The sequence below is a fragment of the Pseudoxanthomonas daejeonensis genome, assembly GCF_010093205.1.
In the GTDB taxonomy this organism is placed as follows: domain Bacteria; phylum Pseudomonadota; class Gammaproteobacteria; order Xanthomonadales; family Xanthomonadaceae; genus Pseudoxanthomonas; species Pseudoxanthomonas daejeonensis.
Genome location: NZ_PDWN01000003.1, coordinates 60289 through 86223 on the forward strand (window position 1 = coordinate 60289; position 25935 = coordinate 86223).

General features: G+C 69.3%; 19 protein-coding genes. 9 read left to right on the forward strand and 10 right to left on the reverse strand.

Annotated elements, in window-relative coordinates; translation table 11 throughout:
• Positions 1 to 37: 37 nt before the first annotated feature.
• Positions 38 to 862 (reverse strand): inositol monophosphatase family protein, encoded by an 825-nt coding sequence (locus CSC65_RS03500; protein ID WP_162408601.1) that lies wholly within the window; start codon positions 860 to 862, stop codon positions 38 to 40.
• Between the two features lie 92 nt (positions 863 to 954).
• Here CSC65_RS03500 and CSC65_RS03505 point away from each other — a divergent pair, with 92 nt between their 5' ends.
• The 3 genes from CSC65_RS03505 (at position 955) to CSC65_RS03515 (ending at position 4849) form a co-directional block, all read left to right on the forward strand.
• Positions 955 to 1755 (forward strand): RNA methyltransferase, encoded by an 801-nt coding sequence (locus CSC65_RS03505; protein ID WP_162408602.1) that lies wholly within the window; start codon positions 955 to 957, stop codon positions 1753 to 1755.
• Between the two features lie 98 nt (positions 1756 to 1853).
• On the forward strand, positions 1854 to 2723 hold the full coding sequence (locus CSC65_RS03510) for a phosphate/phosphite/phosphonate ABC transporter substrate-binding protein (RefSeq protein WP_162408603.1): 870 nt from the start codon (positions 1854 to 1856) through the stop codon (positions 2721 to 2723).
• Positions 2720 to 4849 carry a putative bifunctional diguanylate cyclase/phosphodiesterase gene (locus tag CSC65_RS03515; RefSeq protein WP_162408604.1) on the forward strand — a complete coding sequence of 710 codons (2130 nt, stop codon included), beginning with the start codon at positions 2720 to 2722 and terminating at the stop codon, positions 4847 to 4849. The genes CSC65_RS03510 and CSC65_RS03515 overlap by 4 nt, the downstream gene beginning before the upstream one ends.
• A gap of 7 nt (positions 4850 to 4856) precedes the next feature.
• Here CSC65_RS03515 and CSC65_RS03520 read toward each other — a convergent pair whose 3' ends face one another.
• The gene (locus CSC65_RS03520) at positions 4857 to 5522 is read right to left on the reverse strand and encodes an exopolysaccharide biosynthesis protein (protein WP_162408605.1); all 666 of its coding nucleotides are present in this window, start codon (positions 5520 to 5522) and stop codon (positions 4857 to 4859) included.
• Positions 5506 to 6825: a hemolysin family protein gene (locus tag CSC65_RS03525; RefSeq protein WP_162408606.1), complete on the reverse strand. Its 1320-nt coding sequence runs from the start codon at positions 6823 to 6825 to the stop codon at positions 5506 to 5508. Before CSC65_RS03525 ends, CSC65_RS03520 begins: the two co-directional genes overlap by 17 nt.
• 245 nt (positions 6826 to 7070) lie before the next feature.
• On the opposite strand from CSC65_RS03525, the gene CSC65_RS03530 reads away from it, so the two are divergent.
• Both CSC65_RS03530 and CSC65_RS03535 read left to right on the forward strand, forming a co-directional pair.
• Positions 7071 to 7697, forward strand: coding sequence for a DUF47 domain-containing protein (locus CSC65_RS03530; protein WP_162408607.1), 627 nt, complete (start codon positions 7071 to 7073; stop codon positions 7695 to 7697).
• A 12-nt stretch (positions 7698 to 7709) separates the two neighbouring features.
• On the forward strand, positions 7710 to 8831 hold the full coding sequence (locus tag CSC65_RS03535) for an inorganic phosphate transporter (protein WP_162408608.1): 1122 nt from the start codon (positions 7710 to 7712) through the stop codon (positions 8829 to 8831).
• Between the two features lie 105 nt (positions 8832 to 8936).
• Here CSC65_RS03535 and CSC65_RS03540 read toward each other — a convergent pair whose 3' ends face one another.
• Positions 8937 to 9350, reverse strand: a complete 414-nt coding sequence (locus CSC65_RS03540) for a hypothetical protein (protein ID WP_162408609.1) — start codon at positions 9348 to 9350, stop codon at positions 8937 to 8939.
• Positions 9351 to 9389: 39 nt separating this feature from the next.
• Between CSC65_RS03540 and CSC65_RS03545 the strand changes: the two genes are divergently transcribed.
• Both CSC65_RS03545 and CSC65_RS03550 read left to right on the forward strand, forming a co-directional pair.
• Entirely contained in the window at positions 9390 to 9737 is a 348-nt protein-coding gene (locus CSC65_RS03545; RefSeq protein ID WP_162408610.1) for an MGMT family protein, read from the forward strand.
• A gap of 121 nt (positions 9738 to 9858) precedes the next feature.
• Positions 9859 to 10533 (forward strand): rhomboid family intramembrane serine protease, encoded by a 675-nt coding sequence (locus CSC65_RS03550; RefSeq protein WP_162408611.1) that lies wholly within the window; start codon positions 9859 to 9861, stop codon positions 10531 to 10533.
• 162 nt (positions 10534 to 10695) lie between these two features.
• Here CSC65_RS03550 and CSC65_RS03555 read toward each other — a convergent pair whose 3' ends face one another.
• Together CSC65_RS03555 and CSC65_RS03560 are read right to left on the reverse strand one after the other, a co-directional pair.
• Positions 10696 to 12699, reverse strand: coding sequence for a M13 family metallopeptidase (locus tag CSC65_RS03555; RefSeq protein ID WP_162408961.1), 2004 nt, complete (start codon positions 12697 to 12699; stop codon positions 10696 to 10698).
• 215 nt (positions 12700 to 12914) lie between these two features.
• A complete protein-coding gene (locus tag CSC65_RS03560; protein WP_162408963.1) occupies positions 12915 to 14981 on the reverse strand; it encodes a M13 family metallopeptidase in 2067 nt (688 codons plus the stop codon).
• Between the two features lie 169 nt (positions 14982 to 15150).
• On the opposite strand from CSC65_RS03560, the gene CSC65_RS03565 reads away from it, so the two are divergent.
• Positions 15151 to 16536, forward strand: a complete 1386-nt coding sequence (locus CSC65_RS03565; RefSeq protein WP_162408612.1) for an MBL fold metallo-hydrolase RNA specificity domain-containing protein — start codon at positions 15151 to 15153, stop codon at positions 16534 to 16536.
• Here CSC65_RS03565 and CSC65_RS03570 read toward each other — a convergent pair.
• Positions 16501 to 18069, reverse strand: coding sequence for a CHASE2 domain-containing protein (locus tag CSC65_RS03570; protein WP_162408613.1), 1569 nt, complete (start codon positions 18067 to 18069; stop codon positions 16501 to 16503). The genes CSC65_RS03565 and CSC65_RS03570 overlap by 36 nt on opposite strands.
• A gap of 148 nt (positions 18070 to 18217) precedes the next feature.
• Between CSC65_RS03570 and CSC65_RS03575 the strand changes: the two genes are divergently transcribed.
• Positions 18218 to 19819, forward strand: coding sequence for a phytoene desaturase family protein (locus CSC65_RS03575; RefSeq protein ID WP_162408614.1), 1602 nt, complete (start codon positions 18218 to 18220; stop codon positions 19817 to 19819).
• A gap of 411 nt (positions 19820 to 20230) precedes the next feature.
• On the opposite strand, the gene CSC65_RS03580 is transcribed toward CSC65_RS03575, so the two are convergent.
• From CSC65_RS03580 to CSC65_RS03590, 3 genes are all read right to left on the reverse strand, one after another.
• Entirely contained in the window at positions 20231 to 23833 is a 3603-nt protein-coding gene (locus CSC65_RS03580) for a M1 family aminopeptidase (RefSeq protein ID WP_162408615.1), read from the reverse strand.
• Positions 23834 to 23836: 3 nt separating this feature from the next.
• A complete protein-coding gene (locus tag CSC65_RS03585) occupies positions 23837 to 24733 on the reverse strand; it encodes an ABC transporter ATP-binding protein (RefSeq protein ID WP_162408616.1) in 897 nt (298 codons plus the stop codon).
• Positions 24734 to 24853: 120 nt separating this feature from the next.
• The gene (locus CSC65_RS03590; RefSeq protein ID WP_162408617.1) at positions 24854 to 25921 is read right to left on the reverse strand and encodes a serine hydrolase domain-containing protein; all 1068 of its coding nucleotides are present in this window, start codon (positions 25919 to 25921) and stop codon (positions 24854 to 24856) included.
• Between the last annotated feature and the right edge of the window lie 14 nt (positions 25922 to 25935).

Genomic DNA, 25935 nt, shown 5'->3' on the forward strand with positions numbered 1-25935 from the left:
AGGCCGGGATGCGGGCCGCGGGGGCGCCGCGCCTGGCTCAGTTGAACGCTGCGGCGTACCCGGTGTTCACCACCAGCTTCTGCAGTTCGCCGGCGACCTTCACGTTGCCGGCGATGATCTGCCGGGCTTCCGGGCCTCGCTCGTCCATGCGCGCGGTACCGGCGCCGCGGAAATCGCAGATGCGGCCACCGGCCTCGCGCACCAGCAGCACGCCGGCGGCGATGTCCCAGGCCTTCACCCCGGCCTCGAAGTAGGCGTCCATGCGGCCGCAGGCCACGTAGGCCAGGTCCAGCGCGGCCGAACCGGTGCGGCGCACGTCCTCGGCATGGACCAGCAGCGAATCCACGCACTTGAGCTGGGCGCTGGCGCGCGGGCGCTCGCGCGGCGGAAAGCCGGTGCCGACCACGGCGCCCGCCAGGTCCTTGCGGTCGGCCACGCGGATCTTCTTGTCATTGAGCACCGCGCCGGCGCCACGGCTGGCGGTAAACAGCTCGTTGCGCAGCGGGTCGAAGATCACTGCGTCGATCGGCTCGCCGTTGTCGACCAGGGCGATCGAGACGCAGTAGTGGGGGAAGCCACGCAGGTAGTTGCTGGTGCCGTCGAGCGGGTCGATCACCCACTGGAAGCGGCCCTGCCGGCCCGGCTGGTGGCCGCCTTCCTCGCCGAGCACGCCATAGTCCGGGTAGGCCCGGCGCAGTTCCTTGACGATCACCTTCTCGGCGTCGGCATCGACCTCGCTCGCGTAGTCCATGCGCTGCTTTTCGACCACGTTCAGCGCATCGAGGCGGTTGATGTGGCGGAGCAGGACGTTTCCGCCGAGGCGGGCGGCCTTGACCATGACGTTGACGGCGGGGGATTGCATGGCGAAAGCTCCCGGGAGGGCAGGGACGGAACGGGCGAAGGTAAAGAGCGGTCCGGCCCGCATGGCCGGTCGGGCAGTTTACCATCTGCACCATGCCTGCTCCTGTACCCCAATCGACTGCCGCCCCCGACCTCGCCGGGAACATCCGCATCGTGCTGGTCGGCACCCAGCACCCCGGCAACATCGGCGCGGCCGCACGCGCGATGAAGACCATGGGCCTGTCCCGGCTGGTCCTGGTCGCCCCCGAGAAGCCGCTCGACGATGACGCCCAGAGGCGTTCGGCCGGCGCCGAGGACCTGCTCCAGTCCGCACCGGTCCACGCGACCCTGGCCGAGGCCGTCGCCGATTGCCGGCTCGTGCTGGGCTGCACCGCGCGCAGCCGGCGGGTGCAGTTGGAGCAACTGGAGCCCGATGCGGCTGCCGGTCGCCTGCTCCAGTTCGCCGCTGCCGATACGGTGGCGCTGGTGTTCGGGCGCGAGCGCACCGGGCTGACGAACGAGGAGCTGCAGCTGTGCCACGCCTCGGTCCACATCCCTTCGGACCCGGCGTTCAGCTCGCTCAACCTGGCCGCGGCCGTGCAGGTGCTGGCCTACGAGCTGCGCCTGGCGCTGCTGGCGGCCGCCCCAGCGGACGCGGCCATCCCCCGGTCCGACGACCTGGGGGCCACGCATGAACAGGTCGAGGGCTTTTTCTCGCAGCTGGCCGAGACGCTGGACGCGATCGATTTCCACAAGGGCCGGAGCCCGGATTCGGCGATGCGCAAGCTGCGCCGCCTGTTCCTGCGCACCGACCTGACCGTGAACGAGGTCCGCCTGTTGCGCGGGGTCCTGGCCGATGCGCAGCGGATGGCACGGCTGGCCGGCGAGGGCGAGGGCGGACGTCTGTCGCCCTGAGCAGGTTTTCGCTAGGCTTTGGCATCGGAATCAGGGGGCGTGCGTTGTCCAGAGCTCGGAAGTGGATCCAGGCGGCGTGCTGTGCTGCCGTCGTGGCCATGGGCTTTCCGGCCCACGCTTCCGAGGACGCCCATGTCCTGGTGCTCGGCCGCATCAGCGACGACCCCAATGCCCATTACGCCCAGCTCAAGCCGCTGCTGGACTACGTCGTGCCGCGGATGCGCGACGTGGGCATCACCGAAGGGCGCGTGCTGATGGCACGCGACGCCCAGCAGATGGCCAGTTACCTGCGCCGCAACCGGGTCGACTGGGTCACCGAAACGGCCAGTACCGCCGTGCAGTTGCAGCAGCGCGTGGCGGCCCGGCCGCTGCTGCTGACCGAGCGCAACGGCGTCAGCAGCTACCGCACGGTGTTCTTCGTGCGGAAGGACCGCCCGATCAGCAGCCTGCGCGACCTGCGCGGCCATACCCTGGCCTTGCAGAGCACCGCCTCGACCAGCGCCTACATGGTGCCGATGACCGAACTGCTGGACGCCCATCTCTCGCCGGAAATCCTGCTGGCGCCTTCGGACGTGCCATCGGAGGACCGGGTCGGGTATGTCTTTGCGCGATCGGAACTCAATATCGCCTCCTGGGTGCACAAGGGCATGGTCGACGCCGGTGCGCTGAGCAGCGTGGACTGGGACGATCCCCAGCGCGTGCCGGACGCATTCCGCTCCGATTTCCGCGTCATCCACCAGAGCCATTCCTATCCGCGCGCGCTGGAGCTGGTGCGCGCGGGCATGGAGCCGCGGGTCGAGGCGAGGCTGCGCGAGGTCCTGTTGCAGGCCGCGGACGACCCGGCCGCACGCGATGCACTCAAGCTGTTCTTCAACACCTCGCGCTTCCTGGCCCTGGACCGGGACTCGGAGCGGGCGCTGGAAGTGCTGAAGAAGGGCGTGCAGCGCGTACGCGCGGAGGTCGAATGAAGCCCAGGTTCGGCCTGCAGGCGCGTTTCCTGGTGGCGATCACGCTCATGCTGGGCGTGGTGGTGCTGGTATTGGTGCTGCTGATGCAGCGCCAGCAGCAGATGCGCCAGGAGACCGAATCGATCAGTCGCGAAGCGGTCCACCGGCTGGTCGACACCTACCTGCGCGACCATGCCGCGTCGCTGGCACGCCGGGTCGCCGAGCGTCTCGCCAACCCCATGTACTACCGCGACCTGGATGCCATCGGCACCGTGGTGCGCGACAACTCGCGCGACAGCCTCGTCGACTACATCCGGGTGTACGACCTCGAGGGCCGGCTGGTGCACGACGGCTCGGTGGAGATCGCCGATTTCGGCAAGCGGATGGACGATCCGCTCGCCGCCCAGGCCATCGCCGCGGACGGCCTGCACGTGCAGGTCTCGCCGACGGTGGTGGACGCGTCGACGCCCGTCATGGTCGGCAGCGAACGGGTGGGCGGTGTCCGCGTGGGCCTGGACCTGCAGGTGGCCGGACGCTACGAGCAGAGGAACCTGTCCGAGCTGGGCGCGCTGATGGACGACCTCGCCAAGCGCCACCTGGGCTGGCTTGCGTTGCCGCTCGGCCTGCTGGCGCTGGTTTCGATCCTCGCCGCCTGGCACGTGCAGCGCACCCTGGTCCGGCCGATCCGCTGGCTGGCGGCATCCGCGCGGCGGATCGAATCGGGCGATTACACGGTCGAGCGCCTGCACAGCGCGCGCACCGATGAGATGGGCGACCTGGTCCGCACCTTCGGCCGGATGAGCGAGGCCGTAGCCCGGCATGACCGCGAAGTGCGGCGCATGGCCTATACCGACGCGCTGACCGGCCTGACCAACCGCCTGGCCTTCCGCGAGAGCCTGGACCACCGCTTGATGCTGCTGCGCGGCGCCGGCCGCCAGCTGGCCCTGCTGTTCGCCGACATCGACGACTTCAAGCGGGTCAACGACACCCTGGGCCATGAAGCCGGCGACGAGGCGCTGCTGCAGTTCGCCAACCGCATCCGCGAAGCCGTGGACAAGTACGGCGGAGACGACGCGCTGCTGGCGCGTTTCGGCGGCGACGAATTCGTGATCCTGATCCAGGAAGGCGACGTGCGCGCCGCCGCCACGCGCCTGGCCGAAGTGCTGGTGGCCGAATTGCGCCGGCCGCTGGACATCCAGGACCGGCAGGTGTTCCTCGGCACGTCGATCGGCATCACCCTGTTCCCCGAGGACGCCTCCAGCGCCAGCGCGCTGATGAAGAACGGCGACATCGCCATGTACCAGGCCAAGGTCGCGGGCAAGAACGGCCATCGCTTCTACAGCCGTGCCATGGACCACGCGGTCGAGCGCCGCGTGCACATGGAGCAGGAGCTGCGCGGTGCGTGGGAGCGCGGCGAGTTGAGCGTGGTCTACCAGCCGGTCTGCCGGACCAGCGACGGCCGCGTGGTCGGCGCGGAGGCCTTGCTGCGCTGGCAGCACCCGATGCTGGGCATGATCGCGCCGTCGGTGTTCATCGATGTCGCCGAGCAGAGCGGCCTGATCGAGGGCATCGGTCCGCGCGTGCTGCGCACCGCATGCACCGAGGCGATGCGCTGGGCCGGCATGGGCGACGGCAACGACCGCCTGTTCGTGTCGGTGAACGTGTCGCCACGGCAGTTGCGCAAGGGCGACCTGCCGGACATCGTCGCCGAGTGCCTGCGCGAGACCGGGTTGCCGGCGTCCTCGCTGCACCTCGAGCTGACCGAGACCGCGGTGATCAGCGACGAGCTGCAGGCCGCGGCGATGCTCGCGCGCCTGCACAGCACCGGGGTCAAGGTCTGGCTGGACGACTTCGGCACCGGCTTCTCGGGGCTGAGCCACCTGCGCCGCGTGCCGGTGGACGGGGTCAAGATCGACCGCAGCTTCGTGGCCGACCTGCAGCGCGACCCGGACGACCTCGCCCTGACCACGGCGATCATCGCCATGGCCCATTCGCTCGGGATCACGGTCGTGGCCGAGGGCGTGGAAAAGGAAGCGCAGTACAACCTGCTGTGCGAACGCGGCTGCGACCTGGTCCAGGGGTACTGGCTGAGCCATCCGATCAGCGCGACCGAATTCGCCCACCTGCTGGCGCGCCGCGGCCGCTGAGCGGACGCTAGAACAGCTGTTCCAGCCAGCGGCCGAGCACGACGACCAGCCGCTCCGACAACAGGCCCATCGACAGCAGCGAGGCGGTGGACACCAGCCACAGCGCGAGCAGCAGCGCGCCGTCGCGTTCCATCAGCGCCAGTGCAAACAGCAGCAGCGTGCCGGCGAACAGGTAGTTGGTCATCGGCACCGGCAGCGCCAGCAGCAGGCCCAGCGCCACCAGCAACAGGCCGGTGAAGGCGTTCGCCGCGCGGTTGCCGGTGAGTACCTGCAGGCGCGGCCGGACCAGATGTTCGAGCCGGGCCATCCAGGGCGTGATCCGGTTGCAGAATCGCGCCATCGTGCGGCGTCGCGGGCCGCGACGGCCGATGAAGCCGGGGACCCACGGCCGGCGCAGGCCGACCAGCAGCTGCAGGCCGATCAGCATCACCAGCGGGCCGCTGACAACACCGCCCGCGCCGGGAATCGGGATGAATCCCGGCAGGATCGACACGAACAGGAACATGCCGAAGGCGGTGCGGCCCAGTCCCTGCAGCAGCCCGTCGAGGGTCAGGACCTGGTCGGGGTCGCCATGGGTGAATGATTGCAGCAGCCGGGCGATGCCATTGCCCGATGGCCCGGACGGCGTCGAGCCGGAGGGTGGCCCTCCCGCCGGGTCAGTCGGCGAGTTCATCGCCGTGGTGTTGCGGCAGGCGGCGCAGCAGCAGCTTGTCCACGCGCGCGCCGTCCAGGTCGACCACCTCGATCCGCCAGCCGGCCCAGTCGAAGTGCTCGCCGACATGCGGAATCCGGCCGAAGTGCGCGATGCACATGCCTGCCAGGGTGTGGTAGTCGCCTTCTTCGGCGTCCGGCAGCGCCGCGCCGTCCATCAGTTCACGCAGGTCCTCGGTCGGCAGGGTGCCGCCGACCAGCAGCGAGCCGTCGTCGCGCGTCACCACCAGCGCGTCCTCGTCGGTGTTCTCGGTGGCCTGCAGCCGGCCGACGATCGCGCCCATCAGGTCGCTGATCGTGACCAGGCCCTGGATCTCGCCGTACTCGTCCACCACCAGCGCCACCGACTGCTGTTCCTCGCGGAAGATCTCCAGCAGCTTCATCGCATGGGTGGATTCGGACACGAACAACGGTGCGCGCAGGTTGCGGAACATGCCGTCGTCCGGCAGCGCGCCCGGCGCGTGGAGGAGCAGCGACTTGACCTCGAGGATGCCGGCCACGTCCTGGTCGTTGTCGCGATAGACCGGATAGCGCGAGAACTGGTGCTCGCGCATGGTTTCCAGGTTCTCCTCCGCCGGGACCCGGGTATCGAGCCAGGCGATACGGTTCCGCGGCGTCATCAGGCTGGCTGCGGTGCGGTCGCCCAGGCGGATGACCCGGTTGACCATGTCGCGTTCGTGCGCATCGATCACCCCCTGCTCGTGGCTCTCGGCCACCAGCATGCGGATCTCCTCTTCGCTGATCGTGCTGGCCTGGTCCTTGCCCAGGCCGATCAGGCGCAGGACCAGTCGCGTGGTGTGCGAAAGCAGCCACACGAACGGGAATGCGATCCTCGCCAGCCATCCCATGGGCATGGCGACGAAGCTGGCGATCTGCTCGGGCGCGGTGATCGCCACGCGCTTGGGCACCAGCTCGCCGAAGATGAGGGTGAGGAAGGTGATCAGGCCGACCGCGATGAACTTGCCGATGGTCTCGGCATACGGGTCCAGAGCGGGAAGGACGCGCTCGATCCAGCCGGCGATGGCCAGGCCGATGGCCTCGCCGCCGAACAGGCCGGTAAGCACGCCGATCAGGGTGATCCCGATCTGTACCGTGGACAGGAAGCTCTCGGGTTTCTCGGACAGCGCCAGCGCCTTGGCCGCGCGCTTGCTGGACTGGGCCAGCTGCTTGAGCCGGCTCTTGCGCGAGGTCATCACCGACATCTCCGACATCGCGAAGAAGCCGTTGAGCAGGACCAGGGCAAGCACGACCAGGAGTTCAGCCATGGGGAGGCACCCCGCGGCATGGCGATGGAACCAGGAGGCCGGTGGGCGCGGGACGCAAGCGGCTGCGGAGCGGGGAGGGAGGGTCGTCGTCCATAGGATGTGCCGTAGGCACGGGCGCATCTTAGCAGAGCCTCCCCGTGCGGGCCGCGTCACGGCCCCCAAGGGCCGGGTTCCCGGCCGGCTGTGCAGGCTGTCATAATTCCGCGGCATTTGGCCGCCCCTCCCGAGGCGGCGGACCTCCAATCATGTTCTCCCTGCAGACGATCTTCGGCTCCGGCAAGCAATTCTTCCTGCTCCTGGACGAAGCGGCCGAGGCTGCGCACGACAGCACCAAGGCCCTCTACCAGATGATGAAGGCCGCCGACCGGCAGCCGGCGCTGGATGCGTTCAAGCTGGCCCGCCAGCGCGAACGCACCGCATCGGAGAAGATCGGCAAGGCGCTGGTGGACAGTTTCATCACCCCGCTGGAGCGCGAGGACATCGAGGCGCTGGGTTCGGCGCTGTACAAGATCCCCAAGCAGGTCGAGAAGTTCGCCGACCGCTACTCGCTGGCGACCCAGCACCTGGCGCATATCGACTTCGCCCCGCGCGCCGCCATGCTCGAGCAGGCCGCCGGCGTGGTCGTGGACATGGTCCGCGAACTGCGCCACATGAACCTGGACCGGATGACCGCGCTCAACGAGAAGCTGCGCGCGATCGAGAACGAAGCGGACCGCCTGATGCTCGAGCTGTACCGCGACATCTATTCCGGCCGCCTGGACCACCTGCAGATGTTCCTGCTCAAGGAGTTCTTCGAGATCCTGGAAAAGGCGATCGACCGGTGCCGCGAGGCCGGGGTGGTCGCCTACCAGATCGTGCTCAAGAACAGCTGACGGACCGCCACGATGCTGACCCTCGTGCTGGTGGTGATCTTTGCCGCGCTCGTCTTCGAGTTCATCAACGGTTTCCACGACACCGCCAATTCCATCGCCACCGTGGTGGCGACCAAGGTGCTTTCCCCGGGCGCGGCGGTGTCGCTCGCGGCGGTGATGAACCTGGTCGGCGCGCTGACGGGGACCGCGGTGGCGGCGACGATCGCCACCGGCATCATCAACACCGAAGTCGTCGAAGCCTCCTCGCAGGTGATCCTGTGCGCGCTGCTGGGCGGCATCACCTGGAACCTGATCACCTGGTGGTTCGGCCTGCCGTCCTCCTCCTCGCACGCATTGATCGGCGGCCTGTGCGGCGCCGCGCTGGCGGCCGCGCACAACGACTGGGGCGCGTTGATCTGGTCCGAGCCGGTCGGCAACTGGGCCAAGAACAAGGGCCTGCTGTGGAAGGTGTTCCTGCCGATGATCACCTCGCCGGTGGCCGGCTTCCTGCTCGGCGTGACGATGATGGTGCTGCTGTGGGCGATCATCGCCGGCATGGCCCGCGCCGGCGGCGTGCTGCGGCGGCTGGCCCGGCCGCGCTGGGTCAATGCGTTCTTCGGCAAGGCGCAGATCCTGTCGGCCGGCTACATGGGCTTCGCCCACGGCCACAACGATGCGCAGAAGACCATGGGCATCATCGCCCTGACCCTGATGGGCGCAGAGGCGGCCGGTACCCTCGACAACCTGCCGGGGTGGCTCGCGTTCCTGCACCCAAGTGCCGGCGGCGACAAGGAAATCGCGCTGTGGATCGTGATCACCTGCGCCATCGTCATGGCACTCGGCACGGCGTCCGGCGGCTGGCGGATCATCAAGACGCTCGGCCACAAGATGGTCAAGCTGCACCCGATCCATGGCTTCGCCGCCGAGACCAGCTCGGCCACGGTGCTGACCGTGGCCGCGCACTTCGGCATGCCGGTGTCGACCACGCACAGCATCTCCACCGCGATCATGGGCGTGGGTTTCGCCAAGAATCCGCGCGCGCTCAAGCTGGGCGTCGTCGAGCGGATCATCTGGGCCTGGATCCTGACCATCCCGGCCGCGGCCGGCGTGGCCTACCTGATCTTCAGGGCCATCGAAGCGGCCGGCTTGACCTGATGGCCGCGGCGTAGAGCGGGCGAGGCCCGCTCTACGCTGAGTTCGCGTTACCCGTGGGAGCAGCGGGGCGGGCCCCGCTCCACAGGGCCATCGCTTGCGGGCCGGCTAGAGCAGGTCGCCTTCGGCCGACAGTGCGCGTTCCATGCGGTCGCCAAGGCCACCAATCTCGAAGACCAGGCGCTCGACCTCCGCCGGGGTGAGGCCGTCGTACGGGCGGTTCTCGCACAGCTGCAGGTAGGGCACGCCATCGAGTTCGCCGATGGCCAGGTAGCCGACGCTGCTCTGCCAGTTGAATACCAGCGCGCGCCGGGCATCGATCCCGGTGGTCGGTGCGATCACCGTGCTGACCCTCAGCAGGGGGCGCTGCTCGTCGTCCCCGTCCAGTTCGGACAGGAAAATCGACTGGTGCCGGCTGCCGCCCTCCAGCGAGAGCTCGACGCAGGCGACGTATGGATCCTGCATGGTCAGCCGGAAGCCGGCGGTCAGCAGGTGGCTGCGGATCTGTTCGAAATTGCGCATGTCCGTCCTTGTGATCCCCCACGGGTATGCTAGCGGCTGATGGCTGCCGCGTCTTCCAGCGAGGAATCCACACGTCGCATCCTCGCGGCGGTACGTGCGATTCCTGCAGGAAGCGTCGCCGGCTACGGCGAGGTGGCGCGGCGTGCCGGCCTGCCGGGACGCGCCCGGCTGGCTGCGCGGGTGCTGGCCGGCAACGAGGATCCCGCGCTGCCCTGGCACCGCGTGCTGCGCGCGGACGGGCGCATCGCGTTCCCCGAGGGCTCCAGCGGCTACCGCGAGCAGTGCCGGCGGCTGCGCGCCGAGGGCGTGCGCGTGGAGGCTGGCCGGGTACGACGGGCGAAAGGCCCGCGCGACCTGGACGAGGCGGTCTGGGGGCCGGAGCAATAGACCTGGTGCGGGCCGCGGAATGGATCGATCGATCTTCCGCGTCGCGCTGCAGGGCTCCCTGCGGCTGCAGGATGAGCGGGGGCGGCTATGATGGCCGGCCATTCCCATCGAGCCGCGACGCATGCTCTCGCGACTGCCTCCCGTCACCCAGGCCCTGCTGATCGCCAATGGCGCGCTGTTCCTGCTGCAGCAGGTGCTGGGCGACAGCACCTTCGCCGCCTTCATGCTCTGGCCACCGAGCGAAATGGGCTTCGATCCGTTCTCGCCGGGCCAGAATTTCCAACCCTGGCAGCTGCTGACCTACGGGTTCCTGCACGGCGGTTTCGGCCACCTGCTGTTCAACATGCTCGCGCTGTACATGTTCGGCGCGCCGCTGGAGGCGACCTGGGGGCCGCGTCGCTTCCTTGCCTACTACCTGATCTGCGTGGCCGGCGCCGGCCTGTGCCAGCTGGCGGTGGGCTGGTGGTCGGTCAGCCAGGGCGGTGGTGCGTATCCGACGCTGGGTGCGTCCGGTGGCGTGTTCGGCCTGCTGCTGGCCTACGGCATGCTGTTCCCCAACCAGCAGGTGATGCTGCTGTTCCCGCCGATCCCGATGAAGGCGCGCACCTTCGTGGTCGTGTTCGGCGCGCTTTCGCTGGTACTGGGCTTCACCGGCTGGCAGCCGGGAGTGGCCCATTTCGCCCACCTGGGCGGCATGCTGTTCGGCTGGCTGGTGATCCGCTACTGGCGTGGCCAGCCGCCGTTCCGCCGGCGCCGCCCGCCGGGAGGGCCGTCGCATCTGCGCCGGGTGAAGTAGGGCGGCATCGCCTCGGCGGGTGCGGCTGTGCGCCGCGTCGCGCCCTTTGTTTCGCCGAGCGGTGCAAGCGGGCCGGACCGGCTGCCGTGAACCGGTCGGGCAAAGAAAAAGGCGCGGGAATCCGCGCCTTTTTCCGTTCCGTTGCCGGAAGCCTGCGTCGACTCAGCGCCAGATCCGGACCTGTTCGGCCTCGGTGCGCTGCATCGGCTGGCCGGCCTTGCAGCTGTAGGCGGCGCCGAACGCCGGCAGGTTGGACAGCGGTACGTTGCTGCGCAGCTCGCCCGGCGCGTGGATCTCCGCCGCAAGGCGTTCAGCGGCGACGTTCTCCGAAACCTGCTGGCCCCACAGCCTGGACCAGGCGCCGAAAAAGGCCTGCTGGTCGGCGGGCTTGGCGCCGGGCTGGGCCTTGGCGTAGGCATCCCCGGCCAGCTCCAGGCCGGCCTGGTCGGACAGCGCCACGTCGCGCACCAGCGCACCGTTGACCTTGCCGCCCTTCACCCCGGGATAGGCGTGCGCCGAATACTGCGCGGCGACGCGGTCCCCCAGCGTGGTCCACGCGTTGGTGTCGGCCGGCGTCCACCAGTTGCCGAGCTCGCCCTTGGCATTGACCTGCGCGCCCTTGGCATCGATCGCGCGGCTGAGTTGCGTGCCGACCAGCGCACCGTAGCCGCCGTAGGCCACGGCGGTGTTGTCGACGTCGAACACCGGCGGCTGCAACACAGCGGCGGTGACGATCAGGCGGTTCTGGGCGATGTCGTAGACCAGCGCCGGCTGCTGCGGCAGCACGTCCCAGCGGCGGTCGGCGTTGCCCTTGCCGATCCGCTTCATCTCCTCGCGGTGGCGCCAGGTCGAGGCGATCAGCATGTTGCCGCCGAAGCTGCCGCGGCCCATCGGCTGCACCGTGTAGTCCAGGTTGCGACGCGGCGTGCCCACCTCGAGGGTGATCGCCTTGACCTTGTCGCGCGCCTCGGCCTTGGCCGCTTCACTGAGCCAGGTGTTGCGCTCGACGGCGGCCAGCAGGGCTTCGCGCACCTCGTCGGCGATCACCGCCGCGCGGCGGCGCTCTTCGGAGGTGAGGTAGCGGTTGGCGTACTCGTGACCGACCATCGGGCCGGCGGCGGTGTTGATCGCGTCCAGCACCTGCTGCCAGCGCGGTGCCGGCGCGGCGTGGCCGGCCAGCACCTGGCCGCGGAAGCCGAAGCTGGCATCGCGGAAGCTCCTGGACAGGTACGGCGCCATCGCGTCGCCCACGCGCCAGCGCAGGTAGGCCTTCCACTGCTCCGGCTTGACCCGGCCGACCATCGCGTCGAGCTCGGCGAACAGCTGCGGGTTGGCCAGCGAGACCAGGTCGTCCTTCACGCCTTGCGCTTCCAGGAACTGGCCCAGCTGCAGGTTGCGGTAGCGCTTGGTCGCGTCGGCGACCGACACCGGCGCGTAGTTGCCGAAGGGGTTGCTGAGGTCGGCCAACGACTTGGACTTGCGCGCGATCGCGGTCTCGATGTCGATCACCGCCTTGGCGTCGGCGTCCAGGCGCTCCTTCGGCGTGCCGGTCAGGGCCAGGATCTGCTTGACGTAGTCGCGGTAGCGGCCGAGCACGGCCTGGGTGTCGGCGTCATTGCGGGTGTAGAAGGCCGGGTCCGGCAGGCCCATGCCGCCCTGCATGAAGTAGCCGATGTGGCGGTCGAGCGCCTTCAGGTCCACGTCCGGGGCGAAGTTGAAGACCACCGGGATGCCGACCTGGTGCAGGGCGGCGATCGATGCCGGCACGTCCTTGGCCTTCTTGATCGCGTCGATGCGCGACAGCAGCGGCGCGATCGGGCGCGAGCCATCGGCCTCGACCGCGGCTTCGTCCAGGCCGCTGGCCCAGAAATCGCCGAGGCGGCTCTGCACTTCGCCCTGCGGCGATTTCATCGCCGCGTCGAGCAGCTGGCGCTGCTGCTGCAGGGCCAGGTCGGAGAGCTGGCCCAGTGCGCTGACGGCGCCGGCATCGGCGGGCAACGGGTTGGCCTTGAGCCAGCCGGCGTTGGCCTGGGAATAGAAGTCGGTGCACTGCTGGCTGACCGCGGGGGCCTTGGACTTCTTGCGCTGGGCGTCGGCATCGGCGGTGGAAACCAGGGCGACCAGACCGAGGCCAAGGGCGAGGACGAGCGGACGGGGCGTGGGCATCATCGGGACGGCGGCCTCGGGGGATTGGGTAGGCCGGAGTGTAGCAAGGCGGCCGGCGGCTCCCTCCACGGCGAACGGGACGGCATGCGCGAAACGTGACTGGCCAAGCGGTTCCCTGCCGGCCGGCATCGACCCTGGGGTGCCAGCGTCCGCCGGCGGAAAGAACGAGGCCCGGACATGCCGGGCCTCGAGGGTGTTGCATCGCGTCGGGACGCTTACCAGATGACGACCTTGGCGTCGCCTTCGCGGACCATCGGCTTGCCCGGCTCGCACTTGAACGCGGCGGCGAAGGCCGGCAGGTTCGAGGGTGCGCCGACCGCGCGGAACTGCGCCAGGGCGTGCTCGTCGGTGGCGATGCGGGTCTTCAGCTCTTCCGGGGTGAAGTTGCGGCGCCACACCGTGGCCCAGTTCAGGAAGAAGCGCTGGTCGCGGGTCAGGCCGTCGGTCATCGGGTCCGGCTGGCCGTCGGTGGCCTTCTTCATCGCGTCGTAGGCCGTGGCCAGCCCGCCCAGGTCGGCGATGTTCTCGCCCAGGGTGTGGCGGCCGTTGAGCTTCTGGCCGTCGGCGGTGGTGTAGCCGTCGAACTGGGCGATCAGCTTGTCGGTGCGGCCGGAGAAGCCCTTGGCGTCGGCATCGGTCCACCAGTTCTCGAACTTGCCGGTCGGCCCGAAGCGGCTGCCCTGGTCGTCGTAGCCGTGGGTCATCTCATGGCCGATCACCGCGCCGATACCGCCGTAATTGACCTCGTCGGATGCGGCCGGATCGAAGAACGGCGGCTGCAGGATCGCGGCCGGGAACACGATCTCGTTCTGCAGCGGGTTGTAGTACGCGTTGACCTGCTGCGGCGGCATGCCCCATTCGGTCTTGTCCACCGGCTGGCCGATCTTGGACAGGTTCCAGCGGTAGTTGAATTCCTGCGCCGCCAGCACGTTGCCGATGTAGCTGTCGCGGGCGGTGTCCAGGCCGCTCCATTCGCGCCACTTGTCCGGGTAGCCGATCTTGGTGGTGAACGCGGCCTGCTTGGTCAGCGCCTTGGCCTTGGTATCGGCGCTCATCCACTCCAGGTTCTCGATGCGCGACTTCAGCGCGGTGCCCAGGTTGGCCACCAGCGCTTCCATCTTCGCCTTCGAGTCGGCCGGGAACGCGACCTGCACGTACATCTGGCCCAGCGCTTCGCCGGCCTGCTGGTTGATCGCACCCAGCACGCGCTTCCAGCGCGGCTTCATTTCCTTCTGGCCGCGCAGGGTCTTGGAATAGAAGTTGAAGCTTTCCTGGGCGAAGGCGTCGCTCAGGTAGGGCGCGGCGCCGTCGACGGTGTGGAAGCGCAGGTAGGAGCGCCACACCGATGCATCGGTGTCGCCCAGGGCCTTGCTCACTTCCTGGTGGAACGCCGGGATGGCCAGCGAGAACTTCTCCGGCGCGGCCACGCCCTGCGATTCGAAGAACTTCGTCCACGGGAAGTTCGGCGCCAGCGCGTCGGCGTCGGCCAGGGTGACCGGGTGGTAGTACAGCGAAACGTCGCGCGACATCTCTTCGTTGGACTTGGAGACCTTGGCCAGGCGCGTCTCGAACGCCATCACGTCGGCCGCCTGCTTCTGCGCGTCCGCCGCGGCGACGCCGGACAGCTCGAGCACCTTGGCGATGTGCTTGACGTAGGCGTCGCGGATGTCCTTCTTGTCGGCGTCGAAGTAGTACTTGCTGTCGGGCAGGCCCAGGCCGCCCTGCATCGCGTAGGCGATGTTCAGGCCCGGCTTGTCGAAGTCGGCTTCGGCGCCGAAGCCGAACAGGAAGTTCTCGCCCTTCGCCGCGCTGGTGCGCAGGTATTCGGCCACGGCTGCACCGTCGGCCAGCGCGTCGATCGCGGCCAGGTGGCCGGCCAGCGGCTGGATGCCCTGGGCGTTGATCTTGGCCTCGTCCATGCCGGTGGCCCAGAGGTCGCCGACGATCTTCTTCACGCCGGTGGCGCCGGCATCGGCGGCAGCCTGTTCGACCAGCTGGTGCTGCACCGCGTTGGAGCGCTCGTCGAGCATCTCGAACGCGCCCCAGCTGGTGCGGTCGCTGGGGATCGGATTGGCGGCCAGCCACTTGTCGTTGGCGAAGCCGGCCAGGTCGACGCAGGCGTCCTTGGTCGTATCCAGGTCGGCCAGGGCGAAGCGGTTGACCGCCGGCAGGTTGCTTTCGTCCAGCTTGAATTCCGGGGCGGCCGGAGCCTGGGCGGTCGCGGCGTCTTCCTTCTTGGAGCAGGCAGCCAGCGCCACGGCAATGGCCAGCGGCAGCAGCAGGGTCTGTGACTTGCGGGTATTCACGTTGCGCGTTCTCCGACCCGGTGACGGGCGTGGTGGATGGCCCCGGACGGGGCAGTGGGCCGACTCTACGCCTGCGCCCTGAATGGGAGGACTGCCGGAGGTCATGCCGGGCACAATGGAACCGGAACTTTCCGGGAGGCGGGCCATGCAGGTCGAATTCCACGGCGCGGCCGGCGAGGTGACCGGCTCGATGCACCTGGTCCTCGCGGCCGGTCGCAGGGTGCTGCTGGATTGCGGGATGCTGCAGGGAAGACGCGAGCTGGAGGCGCAGAACGCCGCGCCATTCCCGTTCGAGCCGGCCTCGCTGGACGCCCTGGTCCTGAGCCACGCCCATATCGACCACATCGGCCGGGTGCCGCTGCTGGTGGCGCGGGGCTTCCGGGGGCCTATCTGGCTGCAGCAGGCCACCGCCGAGCTGTTGCCGGTGATGCTCGAGGACGCCGCCTCGCTGGCCGAATCCGACGCCGCGCGCGCCAACCGCCACCTCGACCCCGGGCAGCCGCCGCAGCAACCGCTGTTCACCCGCCAGGACGTCGCCTCCGTGCTGCCGTTGCTGCGGCCCCTGGACTACGACGCCCGCGCGACGATCCTGCCCGGCATCGAGCTGACCCTGCGCGACGCCGGGCATATCCTCGGTTCGAGCATCGTCGAGCTGTGGGCCACCGAGGAGGGCGCGAGCCGCAAGCTGGTGTTCTCGGGTGACCTGGGGCCGCGGGGCACGCCGATCCTGCGCGACCCCGCGGTGATCGAGGAGGCCGACCTGGTGGTGATGGAATCCACCTATGGCGACCGCAACCATCGCGATCGCCAGGCTACCGTCGACGAACTGGGCGAGGTGTTCGAACACGCCTGGCGCGAGCGTGGCAACGTGCTGATCCCGGCCTTCGCGGTCGGCCGCAGCCAGGAACTGCTGTACTGGTTCGCGCGCCACTGGGACGCGTGGAACCTGGCGCGCTGGCGGATCTTCCTGGACAGCCCGATGGCGGGGCGGGTGGTGCAGGTCTACGACCACCACCACGCGCTGTTCGACGAGCAGGCACAGGCGGTGTGGCGGCAGCGTCCTTCGCCGTTCCGCCTGCCGAACCTGCACATCACCGCCAGCACCGAGGAATCGATGGCGATCAATTCGATCCGCAGCGGCGCGATCGTGATCGCCGGGTCAGGCATGGCCAACGGCGGACGCATCCTGCATCACCTGCGGCACCGGCTGGGCCGGCGCGAGACCCATGTCGTGTTCGTCGGCTACCAGGCCGAGGGCACGCTGGGCCGGCGCCTGGTCGAACGCGCGCCGTGGGTGCGCATCCACGGCCAGGACCATCGGGTCAACGCGCAGATCCATACCGTCGGTGGCCTGTCGGCGCATGCCGACCAGCAGGGCCTGATCGAGTGGTACGGGCATTTCCGTGGCGCGCCGCCGCTGGTGCTGGTCCATGGCGAGGACCGTGCGCGCGAGGCGCTGGCCGGCGAAATCGGCGCGCGCCTTGGCGCGCAGGTGTCACTGGCGCGGCCCGGAATGCGTCGCACCGTGTGAGGGTGCGCCTGGCGCCGCTTGCTGGGCGGCGCTCCAGGACGCCGGTTGCGCGACCGTGGCGCCGGGATCGATCCATCCGGGGCAGTCGCAGGCGCTGGCGTCGCAGGCGTGCACGCGCCCCTGGATCGACAGGGGGGGCTGCCGGCTGGCGGCCTGCTGGCGCAGGTCTTCCAGGATGCTTTCTGCCGCGGTCGCCGGTGTTCCGGGCAGCAGCAGGGCGAAGCGGCCCTCCCCCAGGTAGGCGGCGACGTCGCCGGGCCGGCGAGCACGCGCGCCGAGCAACTGGGCGAACCGGCAGGCATCGGCTTCGCCGGCGTCGCGAGTGGGAGTCGTGCCGGCTTCCACCAGCAGCAGTGCGTGCGGCCTGGCGGCGTTGCGCGCGGCCTGCAGCGCCGCGTCCAGTTGCCGGCGCTTGGCCAGTCCCGGTATCGGCTGGCGCGCCCGCGCCCGCTGGCGGAGCACGGTCGTGGTCCATGCCAGGAGTGCGAAGGTGAACACGGCGAGCGTCCCGCCCGGTGCGAACCACCATTGGCGAGTCAGCAGCCAGCCGCACAGCGCGATGGTCGCGGCCACGCCGCCCAGCAGGGCGATCGGCATCCGCCAGTCGCGCCCACCGCCGGCCATGCCGACCAGCACGGTACCCCCGGCGAGCAGGAGCGACAGCAGCGCCTGCGCGATCCCGGGCAGGGGACGCGGCGTCTCGCCTTGCAGCAGCGCGGCAAGGGCTTGGGCTTGGTACTCGATCGGATACAGCGATGGGCTTCCGTACGGTCCCGGCACGGGCGACTGCAGCGCTGGATCCACCAGCCCGACCAGTACCCAGCGTCCCTGCAGGCGCTTCGCGTCGATCTGTCCCGCGAGGGCGTCGGCCGCGCGCAGCGTCGTGGGGGCCGCGTCGACCGGGCCGATGCGCCAGCGCTCCGGCGGCTTCCGGCCGCCGCGACCGTCCAGGCTTCCCGCCTGCACCAGCGCCAGGGGCAGCGATGTCCAGCGGATTCCATCGGTAGCCAGCACCTGGGACGGGTGCTGGCGGAGCCTGCCGTCGCGGTCAGGCTGCAGCAGCACGTGACCCAGGCGGGCCGCGTCGGCGAACTCGACCGGCGGCAGCAGCGCCCGCGGTGGCCCTTCCGCCTGTGGCACCAGGGCAACGCCGAGGACGACGCGGTGGTCGAACAACGTCCGCGCCAGGCGCGCATCCCCCTCGGAACCGCTGGAATCGCCGGCCTGGATCGGCAGGTCCAGGGCGACGCCGCGCACACCGTTCCCGTGCAGCCGATCGAGCAGGTCCGCCAGCCGACCGTTCGGCCAGGGCCACGGGTTGGCGCGGTCGATGCCCAGGACGACGGTCGACGTTGCGGGCAGCGGCGGGTGCAGCGAGGCCAGGCCGCGATGCACCACATCGTCCAGCGCCGCGCTCAGGCCGGTCGCGCCGAGCGCTGCCGCCAGCACGCCGGCACCCAGTGCGCCGACCCCTGCCACGCGTGCGCCGCTGCGCCTTCCCGTTTCGCCCACGAGGGTGCCGGTGGCGTTCATCGCGCGGTGCATCCCCGGGATGCCGCTTGCACGCGCAAGCCATCCGCCGCTGGATCGGATGCCTGGAGTTCTCGCGTTTCGGCCATGCCCATCCCCGGTCACCGGCCCCCTGCGCGGGCAGTATAGGCGCAGTGGTATACCTGTGCAGATGAAAAACCCCACGAAAATCCGTGACGTACTGCTCGTCGGCGGTGGCCACAACGGCCTGGTCTGCGCCACCTACCTGGCCCGTGCAGGGCTGGATGTCACCGTGCTCGAACGCCGCGGCGTGGTCGGTGGCGCGGCGGTCACCGAGGAATTCCACCCCGGCTTCCGCAACTCGGTGGCGTCGTACACCGTCTCGTTGCTGCAGCCGAAAGTGATCGCCGACCTGGACCTGCATGGCCATGGCCTGCGCATCGTCCAGCGCAGGTGCAACAACTTCCTGCCGTTGCCGGAGGGCGGGTACCTGCTGACCGGCGCCGGCCGGACCGCAGCGGAAGTGGCGAAGTTCTCGCGCCGCGATGCCGAGGCGCTGCCGGCGTACGAAGCGCGACTGGACGCCATCGCCGACGTGCTGCGCGCGCTGGCACTGCAGCCGCCGCCGAACGTGACCGATGGTGGCTGGTGGAAGGCGCTGCCGGAGCTGCTGCGCGGCGCGCGCCTGGGCCGGCGCCTGCATGCACTCGACGAGACCCTGCGCCAGGAACTGCTGGACCTGTTCTCGATCTCGGCGGCCGAGTACCTGGATCGCTGGTTCGAGAGCGCGCCGATCAAGGCGCTGTTCGGCTTCGACGGCGTGGTCGGCAACTACGCAAGCCCGTACGCACCGGGTTCGGCCTACGTTCTGTTGCACCACGTGTTCGGCGAGGTGAACGGGACCAAGGGCGCCTGGGGCCACGCGATCGGCGGCATGGGCGCGATCACCCAGGCGATGGCGCGCGCTGCAACGGCCGCGGGCGTGCAGATCCGTACCGGTGCCGCGGTGAGCGAGGTCGTCGTCGAGGGCGGGCGTGCCGTCGGCGTGGTGACCGATGCAGGCGAGACGCTGCGCGCGCGCGCAGTGGTGGCCAACGTCAATCCGAAGCTGCTCTACCAGCGCCTGCTGAAAGCCGATGCGGTGCCGGCCGCCACCGCAGAGCGCATGCGCAACTGGCGCTGCGGCTCGGGCACGTTCCGGATGAACGTGGCGCTGTCGCGGCTGCCGGACTTCAGCGCATTGCCGGGCGAGGGCGATCACCTCACCGCCGGGATCATCATGGCACCGTCGCTGGGTTACATGGACCGCGCCTGGCGCGACGCGCACGATCATGGCTGGTCGCGCGAGCCGATCGTGGAAATGCTGATTCCCTCGACGCTGGACGATTCGCTGGCCCCGCCGGGCATGCACGTGGCCAGCCTGTTCTGCCAGCACGTGGCGCCGGAGCTCTCCGGTGGGCGCAGCTGGGACGACCACCGCGAGGAAGTAGCCGACCTGATGATCGCGACGGTCGATCGCTATGCGCCGGGCTTCGCGGCCTCGGTGCTGGGAAGGCAGGCGCTCAGTCCTCTCGACCTGGAGCGCGTGTTCGGCCTGGTCGGCGGCGACATCTTCCATGGTGCGCTGAGCCTCAACCAGCTGTTTTCGGCGCGGCCGATGCTGGGGCAGGCGGGATATCGCGGAGCGATCCCGGGGCTTTACCTGTGCGGTTCGGGAACGCATCCTGGCGGGGGTGTCACCGGTGCGCCCGGGCACAACGCGGCGCAGGTGGTGATCGGGGATCTGCGCTGAGGTTTCGCGTTGTTCGAGGGTGTCGGATCGTTTGAGCGGAGTGCGGTGAGGTGGCTGGGCGGGTGCGACGCGATGCCCCCTGCCGCTCATGTCCCCCGGAACCGGCCGCAGGCCGGTTCCTCCTCCTTTACTTCCCGTCAGGGGGCATCACGCCACACCCTCCGATCGCGGCAGCGCTTCCTTTGAGAGGGGGGCGACTGCTTTGTGGCGGGTCCGGAGTAGGTTGCGCGTAGGGATGCGGAACATCATCGGCAAGCCTCGCATTGTCAGGCAGGTCGAGCCCTGGGTGGGTGGCTCCGGGGCCCATGCACCGAAAAAGCGGCCAGCCGCCTCACGGAGTGCTCCAGCCACCCAGAACATCGAACGCTTGAAGTCCGCGCCTCCCCTGAACGAGGGGAGGCGCGCGGCGCATCACTGCAGCAGCGTCGTCTTCTTGCGGTTGTCGCCGGAGTTGCGGTCGATCAGCTTGTTGTAGGGGTCGATGCCGGCTTCGTAGGGCAGCTCGTCCACCACCAGCTCCAAGGTGGTCTCGGCGGCGGTGACGTGGTGCTTGCGCAGGTACAGCACCTTCTCGTCGGACTCCTTGCCGCCTTCGGGACGGGCGAACACGCCGATGTCCACCATCACGTCGACCGGCTCCTGGGTCTCCTTGCCCTTGCCGTCGGTGGACAGCTTTTCGGCGTGGAGCTTCAGCGTCACCACGTACTTGCCATCCTCGCGCTTTCGGACTTCGCTGCTGGTGACGCGGTGGTCCCAGAACACGATCCGCTCGAACAGGTCGCGGATGAACGCATGGTCCTTCGCGTCGGTGCGTGCGTAGAGCAGGTCGAGGAAGTCGCGGGTAGTGGGGTAGGGCGGACCCTTGAATCCCCATTGCTGGACGAACTCGGCGAGCACCGCGTTGAGTTTCTCCTCGCCGATCGCATCGCGCAGCGCGTAGAAGACCACCGAGCCCTTGTTGTAGTGGATGTACTGCTGGTTCTCGTTGAGCGCCAGCGGCTGCTCCTCGACCCGCTCGGTGGCGCGGCTCATCAGGTAGCGATCCAGTTCGTACTTCAGGAACCGGCGCATCTGCCGCGGACCGTATTCCTTCTCCATCACCATCAGCGCCGAGTACTGGGCCAGCGATTCGGACAGCATCGTCGCGCCCTGCACGTTGGCGCCGATGATCTGGTGCGCCCACCACTGGTGCGCGGCCTCGTGGGCGGTGACGTAGAAGACGTAGTCGATGTCCTCCTTGTCGCGCAGGTCGGCGATGAAGCCGATGGACTCCGAGTACGGGATGGTGCCGGCGAAGGCCTGGGCGAACGACTGGTAGCCGGGGAACTCCAGGATCCGGAACTGGCGGAACTGGTAGGGCGAGAAGTGGCGGCTGTAGTAGTCCAGCGATTTCTTGGTCGAGTCGATCATCCGCGGCACGTTCCAGGCGTGCGTGGGATGGTGGTAGACCTCGATCGCGACGTCGTTCCAGCGGTCGCGTGCCACCTGCCAGTCGGCCGACAGCCAAGAGAAGAACGGCAGCAGCTGCGCCTCGGACTTGTAGTGGTAGTAGCGGCGGCCGTCCTGCTCCCATTCGCGCTGCAGGTAGCCCGGTGCCAGTGCGATCTGGCCACTGCTGGTCGAGACCGTGGTCTCGAAGTCGACCCAGTCGCCGGTGGTGGTCAGGTAGTTCGATCCCCGCGCGGCGACATCGTCGATCGGATTCATCCGCGGCAGCACCGGCAGGTCGTGCTTGCGCCGGTCGTTGCGGTCCTGCAACTGGGCGCGTTCGTTGTAGCCGAACTGGGGCAGGGCGGCGTAGTTGTTGAAGAACGTGCCGTTGTAGACCACCGATGTGCCTCCACCATTCATCGGGAAGCCGTGCGGGACGCTGGACAGCTCGAACTCGAAGTCCAGCGAGGCGCCCGGTGCCAGCGGCGTGGCGAGCCGGTAGATCGCGTAGCCGTTGACGTCGTCCTTCTTGACCACCGTATGCGGCCCGAACTCGAGCTTGCGCATCTCCACGTCGGTGTTGGTGGCTACGTGCAGCTCGGCGATCGGCTTGTCAGTACGGTTCTCGAGCCGGTAGGCGCCACGGATCTCGACGCGGCGCTCTTCCGGGAAGATGTCCACGTCGGCACGGATCGCGGCGATGCGCGGCTGCGGCAGGTCCTTGTACTGGCGGTAGGCCTTCTCGTAGTCGGCCGCGCGCTGCTCGGCCACGTCGCCGGGCACGTAGTCGTTGAGGACGTTGGTGTTGTAGAAGATCCAGCCGCCCAACCCGGCGAACAGCAGCAGGGACGCCGCCAGCGTCGCCAGCGCCGGTCCGCGCAGCCTCGCTCTCGCCTGGCGCAGGCGGTCGCGCAGGCCCAGCGAGGTTCCGCGTGGCCAGAACAGCAGCGCCACCACCAGCAGCGCGACCGCGAACGCGGCCCAGTAGCCGCGCAGCAGCAGGTGCGGGCCGATGAAATGGCCGTAGCCGTTCATGTCCGAATACGGATCGGGCGTGGCCGCGTTGTAGCGGTACAGCAGGTGGTCCAGGTCGAGCATGCCCATCGCCGCGCGTGCGACCAGATACACGATCATCAGCAGGTAGCCGATGAACTTGTTGCCGCTCACCGCCTGCAGGAATACCGCCAGCGCCGCCATCAGCGCGAACGGGATCACCGCCAGCGCCAGGCCCTTGAGATACAGCAGCGGCTCGAGCGCGGTGTAGCCGTGCCCCACCTGCCAGCCGGCGGTGAACAGCATGCCGGCGAACAGGAACGCGGCGACCAGTCCGGTCAGCGCGGTCATCTTCGAGGCCAGCGGGATCCAGTCGGGCAGGGCGTAGGCATCGGTCGCCTCGGCCACGCGCAGGCTGCGCTCGCGCCAGACCAGTTCGCCGGCATAGAAGGTGACGATAATGACCAGGAACAGGCCCATGCCGCCGTCGATCGCCGACAGCATCCGGCGGGTGACCGGGTACAGCTCGGTGCCGTACATGCTGGCGCCGAACTTGAGCACCGAGAAGATCATCAGCAGGCCCAGCACCAGCATCACCAGGAACGGTGCGCCGGTCAGCGCGCCACGCAGGTCGAAGGCGGCCAGCTGGCGATACTGGGTCCAGCGCGCCGACGCGCCCTGGCGCAGCGTCACCGCCGGAAGCGACAGCGGCGCACCGGCCGCCGCCACGCCCGGCAGCGCGGGGGCGGCCTCGGCCGTCACCGCCTTGCGCCGGCGGCGGATGACGATGCCCTCGCGGTCGGCACGGAACAGGCCGAACGTGGTCCACATCAGCAGCACGGTCACGCCCAGCCACAGTGCGCGATTGCCCAGCAGCAGGCCGGTGAGCGCGGGCAGCTGCTGGTTGTATTGGGCGCTGGACCAGTAGCGGATGTGTTCGCCGACCGCGGTGGTGCCGGATGGATCCAGCAGCGCGCCGATCCAGCGCGAATCCAGGTCCTGGGTCAGGAAGCCGGCCACCGTCCACAGCACGAAGAACGCGATCACGCCGATGTAGGTGTAGAGCATCGAGCGGGTCAGGGTGGCCAGCAGGAACAGCAGCGCCGACAGGAACAGCAGGTTCGGCAGCACCAGCACGCCGAATGCCCAGGCGTAGGCGCCCCACGGCGTCGGTCCGAGCCGCGCCTGGTCCAGCCACGGCATCAGGCTGCCCACCCACAGGCCCAGTGCCGCCGCCAGCAGGATCGCCAGGCTGGCCATGAAGCCGCCGCCGAAGCGGCCGAGCAGGTAATCGCGCTTGCGCATCGGCGTGGCGAAGAACAGTTCTGCGGTGCGCTGCTCGAAGTCGCGCAAGGCAATGCCGGCGACGAAGATCGTGGTCAGCAGTACCGACAGCACGCTGAAGCTGCCGAGCAGTGAAATCACCACCGCCGGGGCGTTGCGCATGATGTTGCCCACGCCGCCGCCGAAGCTGACGTTGTCCGAAGCCATGCTGCCGAAGGCCAGCAGGCCGAACACGAGCATGACGATCCAGAACACGCCGTTGCGCAGCAGCAGGCGGCGCTCGAAGGAGAGGAGATGGCGCAGCATGGGTCAGGCCACCTGCGCGGAGGCGGAGACCAGCGCGACCTTGCGCAGTTCGCCGAAGTACACGTCCTCCAGGTTGGCCGCGACCGCGGCGAAGCCGTCGCCCGGCTCGCCATCGGCCAGCACGTGCACGACCGGCTGTCCGCCGACCAGGCGGGAGGACAGCACCGCGTGCTGCTGGATCACCTCGGCAAGCTCGGCCTTGTCCACGCGCTTGCGCCAGATCCGGCCTTCCAGCGAGCGGATCGCCTCGCGCGGCTCGCCGGCCAGGCGCACCTGGCCGGACGCGATGATCGCCATGCGCGGGCACAGGTCGGTCACGTCCTCGACGATGTGGGTGGACAGGATCACCACCGTGTTCTCGCCGATCTCGGCCAGCAGGTTGAGGAAGCGGTTGCGTTCCTCCGGGTCCAGGCCGGCGGTGGGCTCGTCGACGATGATCAGCGACGGCTGGCCGATCAGCGCCTGGGCGATCCCGAAGCGCTGGCGCATGCCGCCGGAGAAGGTGCCCAGCTTGCGCTTGCGCACGTTCCACAGGTTGACCTGGCGCAGCAGGGCTTCGACCAGCGCCTTGCGCTCGCCGCGCGCGGTCACGCCCTTGAGCACGGCGAAGTGGTCGAGCATGGCCTCGGCCGAGACCTTCGGATACACGCCGAATTCCTGCGGCAGGTAGCCGAGCCGGCGCCGCGCCTCGGTCTTGTCCTTCAGCACGTCCAGGCCGTCGAGGGACACGCTGCCGCTGTCGGCGTCCTGCAGCGTGGCGATGGTCCGCATCAGGGTCGACTTGCCGGCGCCGTTGGGGCCGAGCAGGCCGAACATGCCGCGCGGGATGTCCAGGGTGACGTCCTTGAGGGCCTGCACGCCGTTGGCGTAGGTCTTGGACAGCGAGCGGATCTCGAGCATGCGGTACATCCTCCGATGATGAAGGCCCGATCCTGAGGGTCCGGGCGGCGGGGCGCTATCGGCTGCAAGTCATGGTCCGCCGCTTCCCCGGCGCGCCATGACGGTATCGGTTCAATGCGATCAGGGTGCCGGGGCGCGGAACATCTTTGAAATCGCCAGGGCCAGCGGGTAGGGCTCCGGCTCGTTGCGGTTGCTCAGAACGATGACGGTCAGCCGCTGCGCGGGCCAGCGCACGATGACGTTGCGGAAGCCGATGCTCTCCCCGCTGTGCCACGCGCTGTCGCCATTGAGGCGCCATCCGAACCCGTAGTGCGGCACGTCCGGCTCACCGGTCGGGGTGGCCGGGGAGAACATCAGTGCGCGCGACTGCAGCTGCAGCAGGCGGTCGTCGTACAGCGCCGCGTCCCAGCGGGCGAGGTCGTCGATCGAGGAATAGATCCCGCCATCGCCGAGTACCGCGCTGGTCTGGCTCTGGTCGGTGCGGGTCCAGTCGCCGGATGCGGACCCATCGGCGCGGCTGTGGCCGTAGGCGCGGTCGCTGACCGTGTCGATGCCGTCCTGGTGGGCGACGGTGTGGTCCATGCCCAGCGGCTGGAAGATGCGTTCGTGCAGGAAGCGGGCGAAGTCGCGGCCCGAAGCCTTGCCGACTACCAGCGCCAGCAGCGCATAGCCGCTGTTGCTGTAGCGGTACTCGCTGCCCGGCGTGAAATAGGTGCGGTCCTGGCCCTCGAGGATCCGCAGCACGTCGGCGTCGCGCAGCTGGCCCTGGAACCCGGCCGGGACATGGTCTTCGTAATCGACCAGGCCGGAGGTATGGCTGAGCAACTGGCGCAGGGTGACCGCATCGGCGGCCGGTGGCAGCGACGGCAGCCAGCGCCGGACCGGATCGTCCAGCGAGAGCGCGCCATCCTCGGCCAGCAGCAGGATCGATGCGGCGGTGAACTGCTTGGTCACCGAGGCGAGCCGGTAGTTGGTCGCGGGCGTGGCCGCGATGCCCGCCTCCAGGTCGGCCATGCCGTATCCGCGTCGAAGCAGCGGTTCGCCATCGCGCAGGACCAGCACCGAGGCGCCGGGCACGTGGCCGGCGTAGTCTTGCATCAGCGCGTCGACGGCGCTTGCAGGATCGTTCAAGGGTGCGGTGGCGCCGGACAGCACGGCCATGGCCAGCAGCGGAAGCAGCGAAGGCATCGGATCGGTTTCCC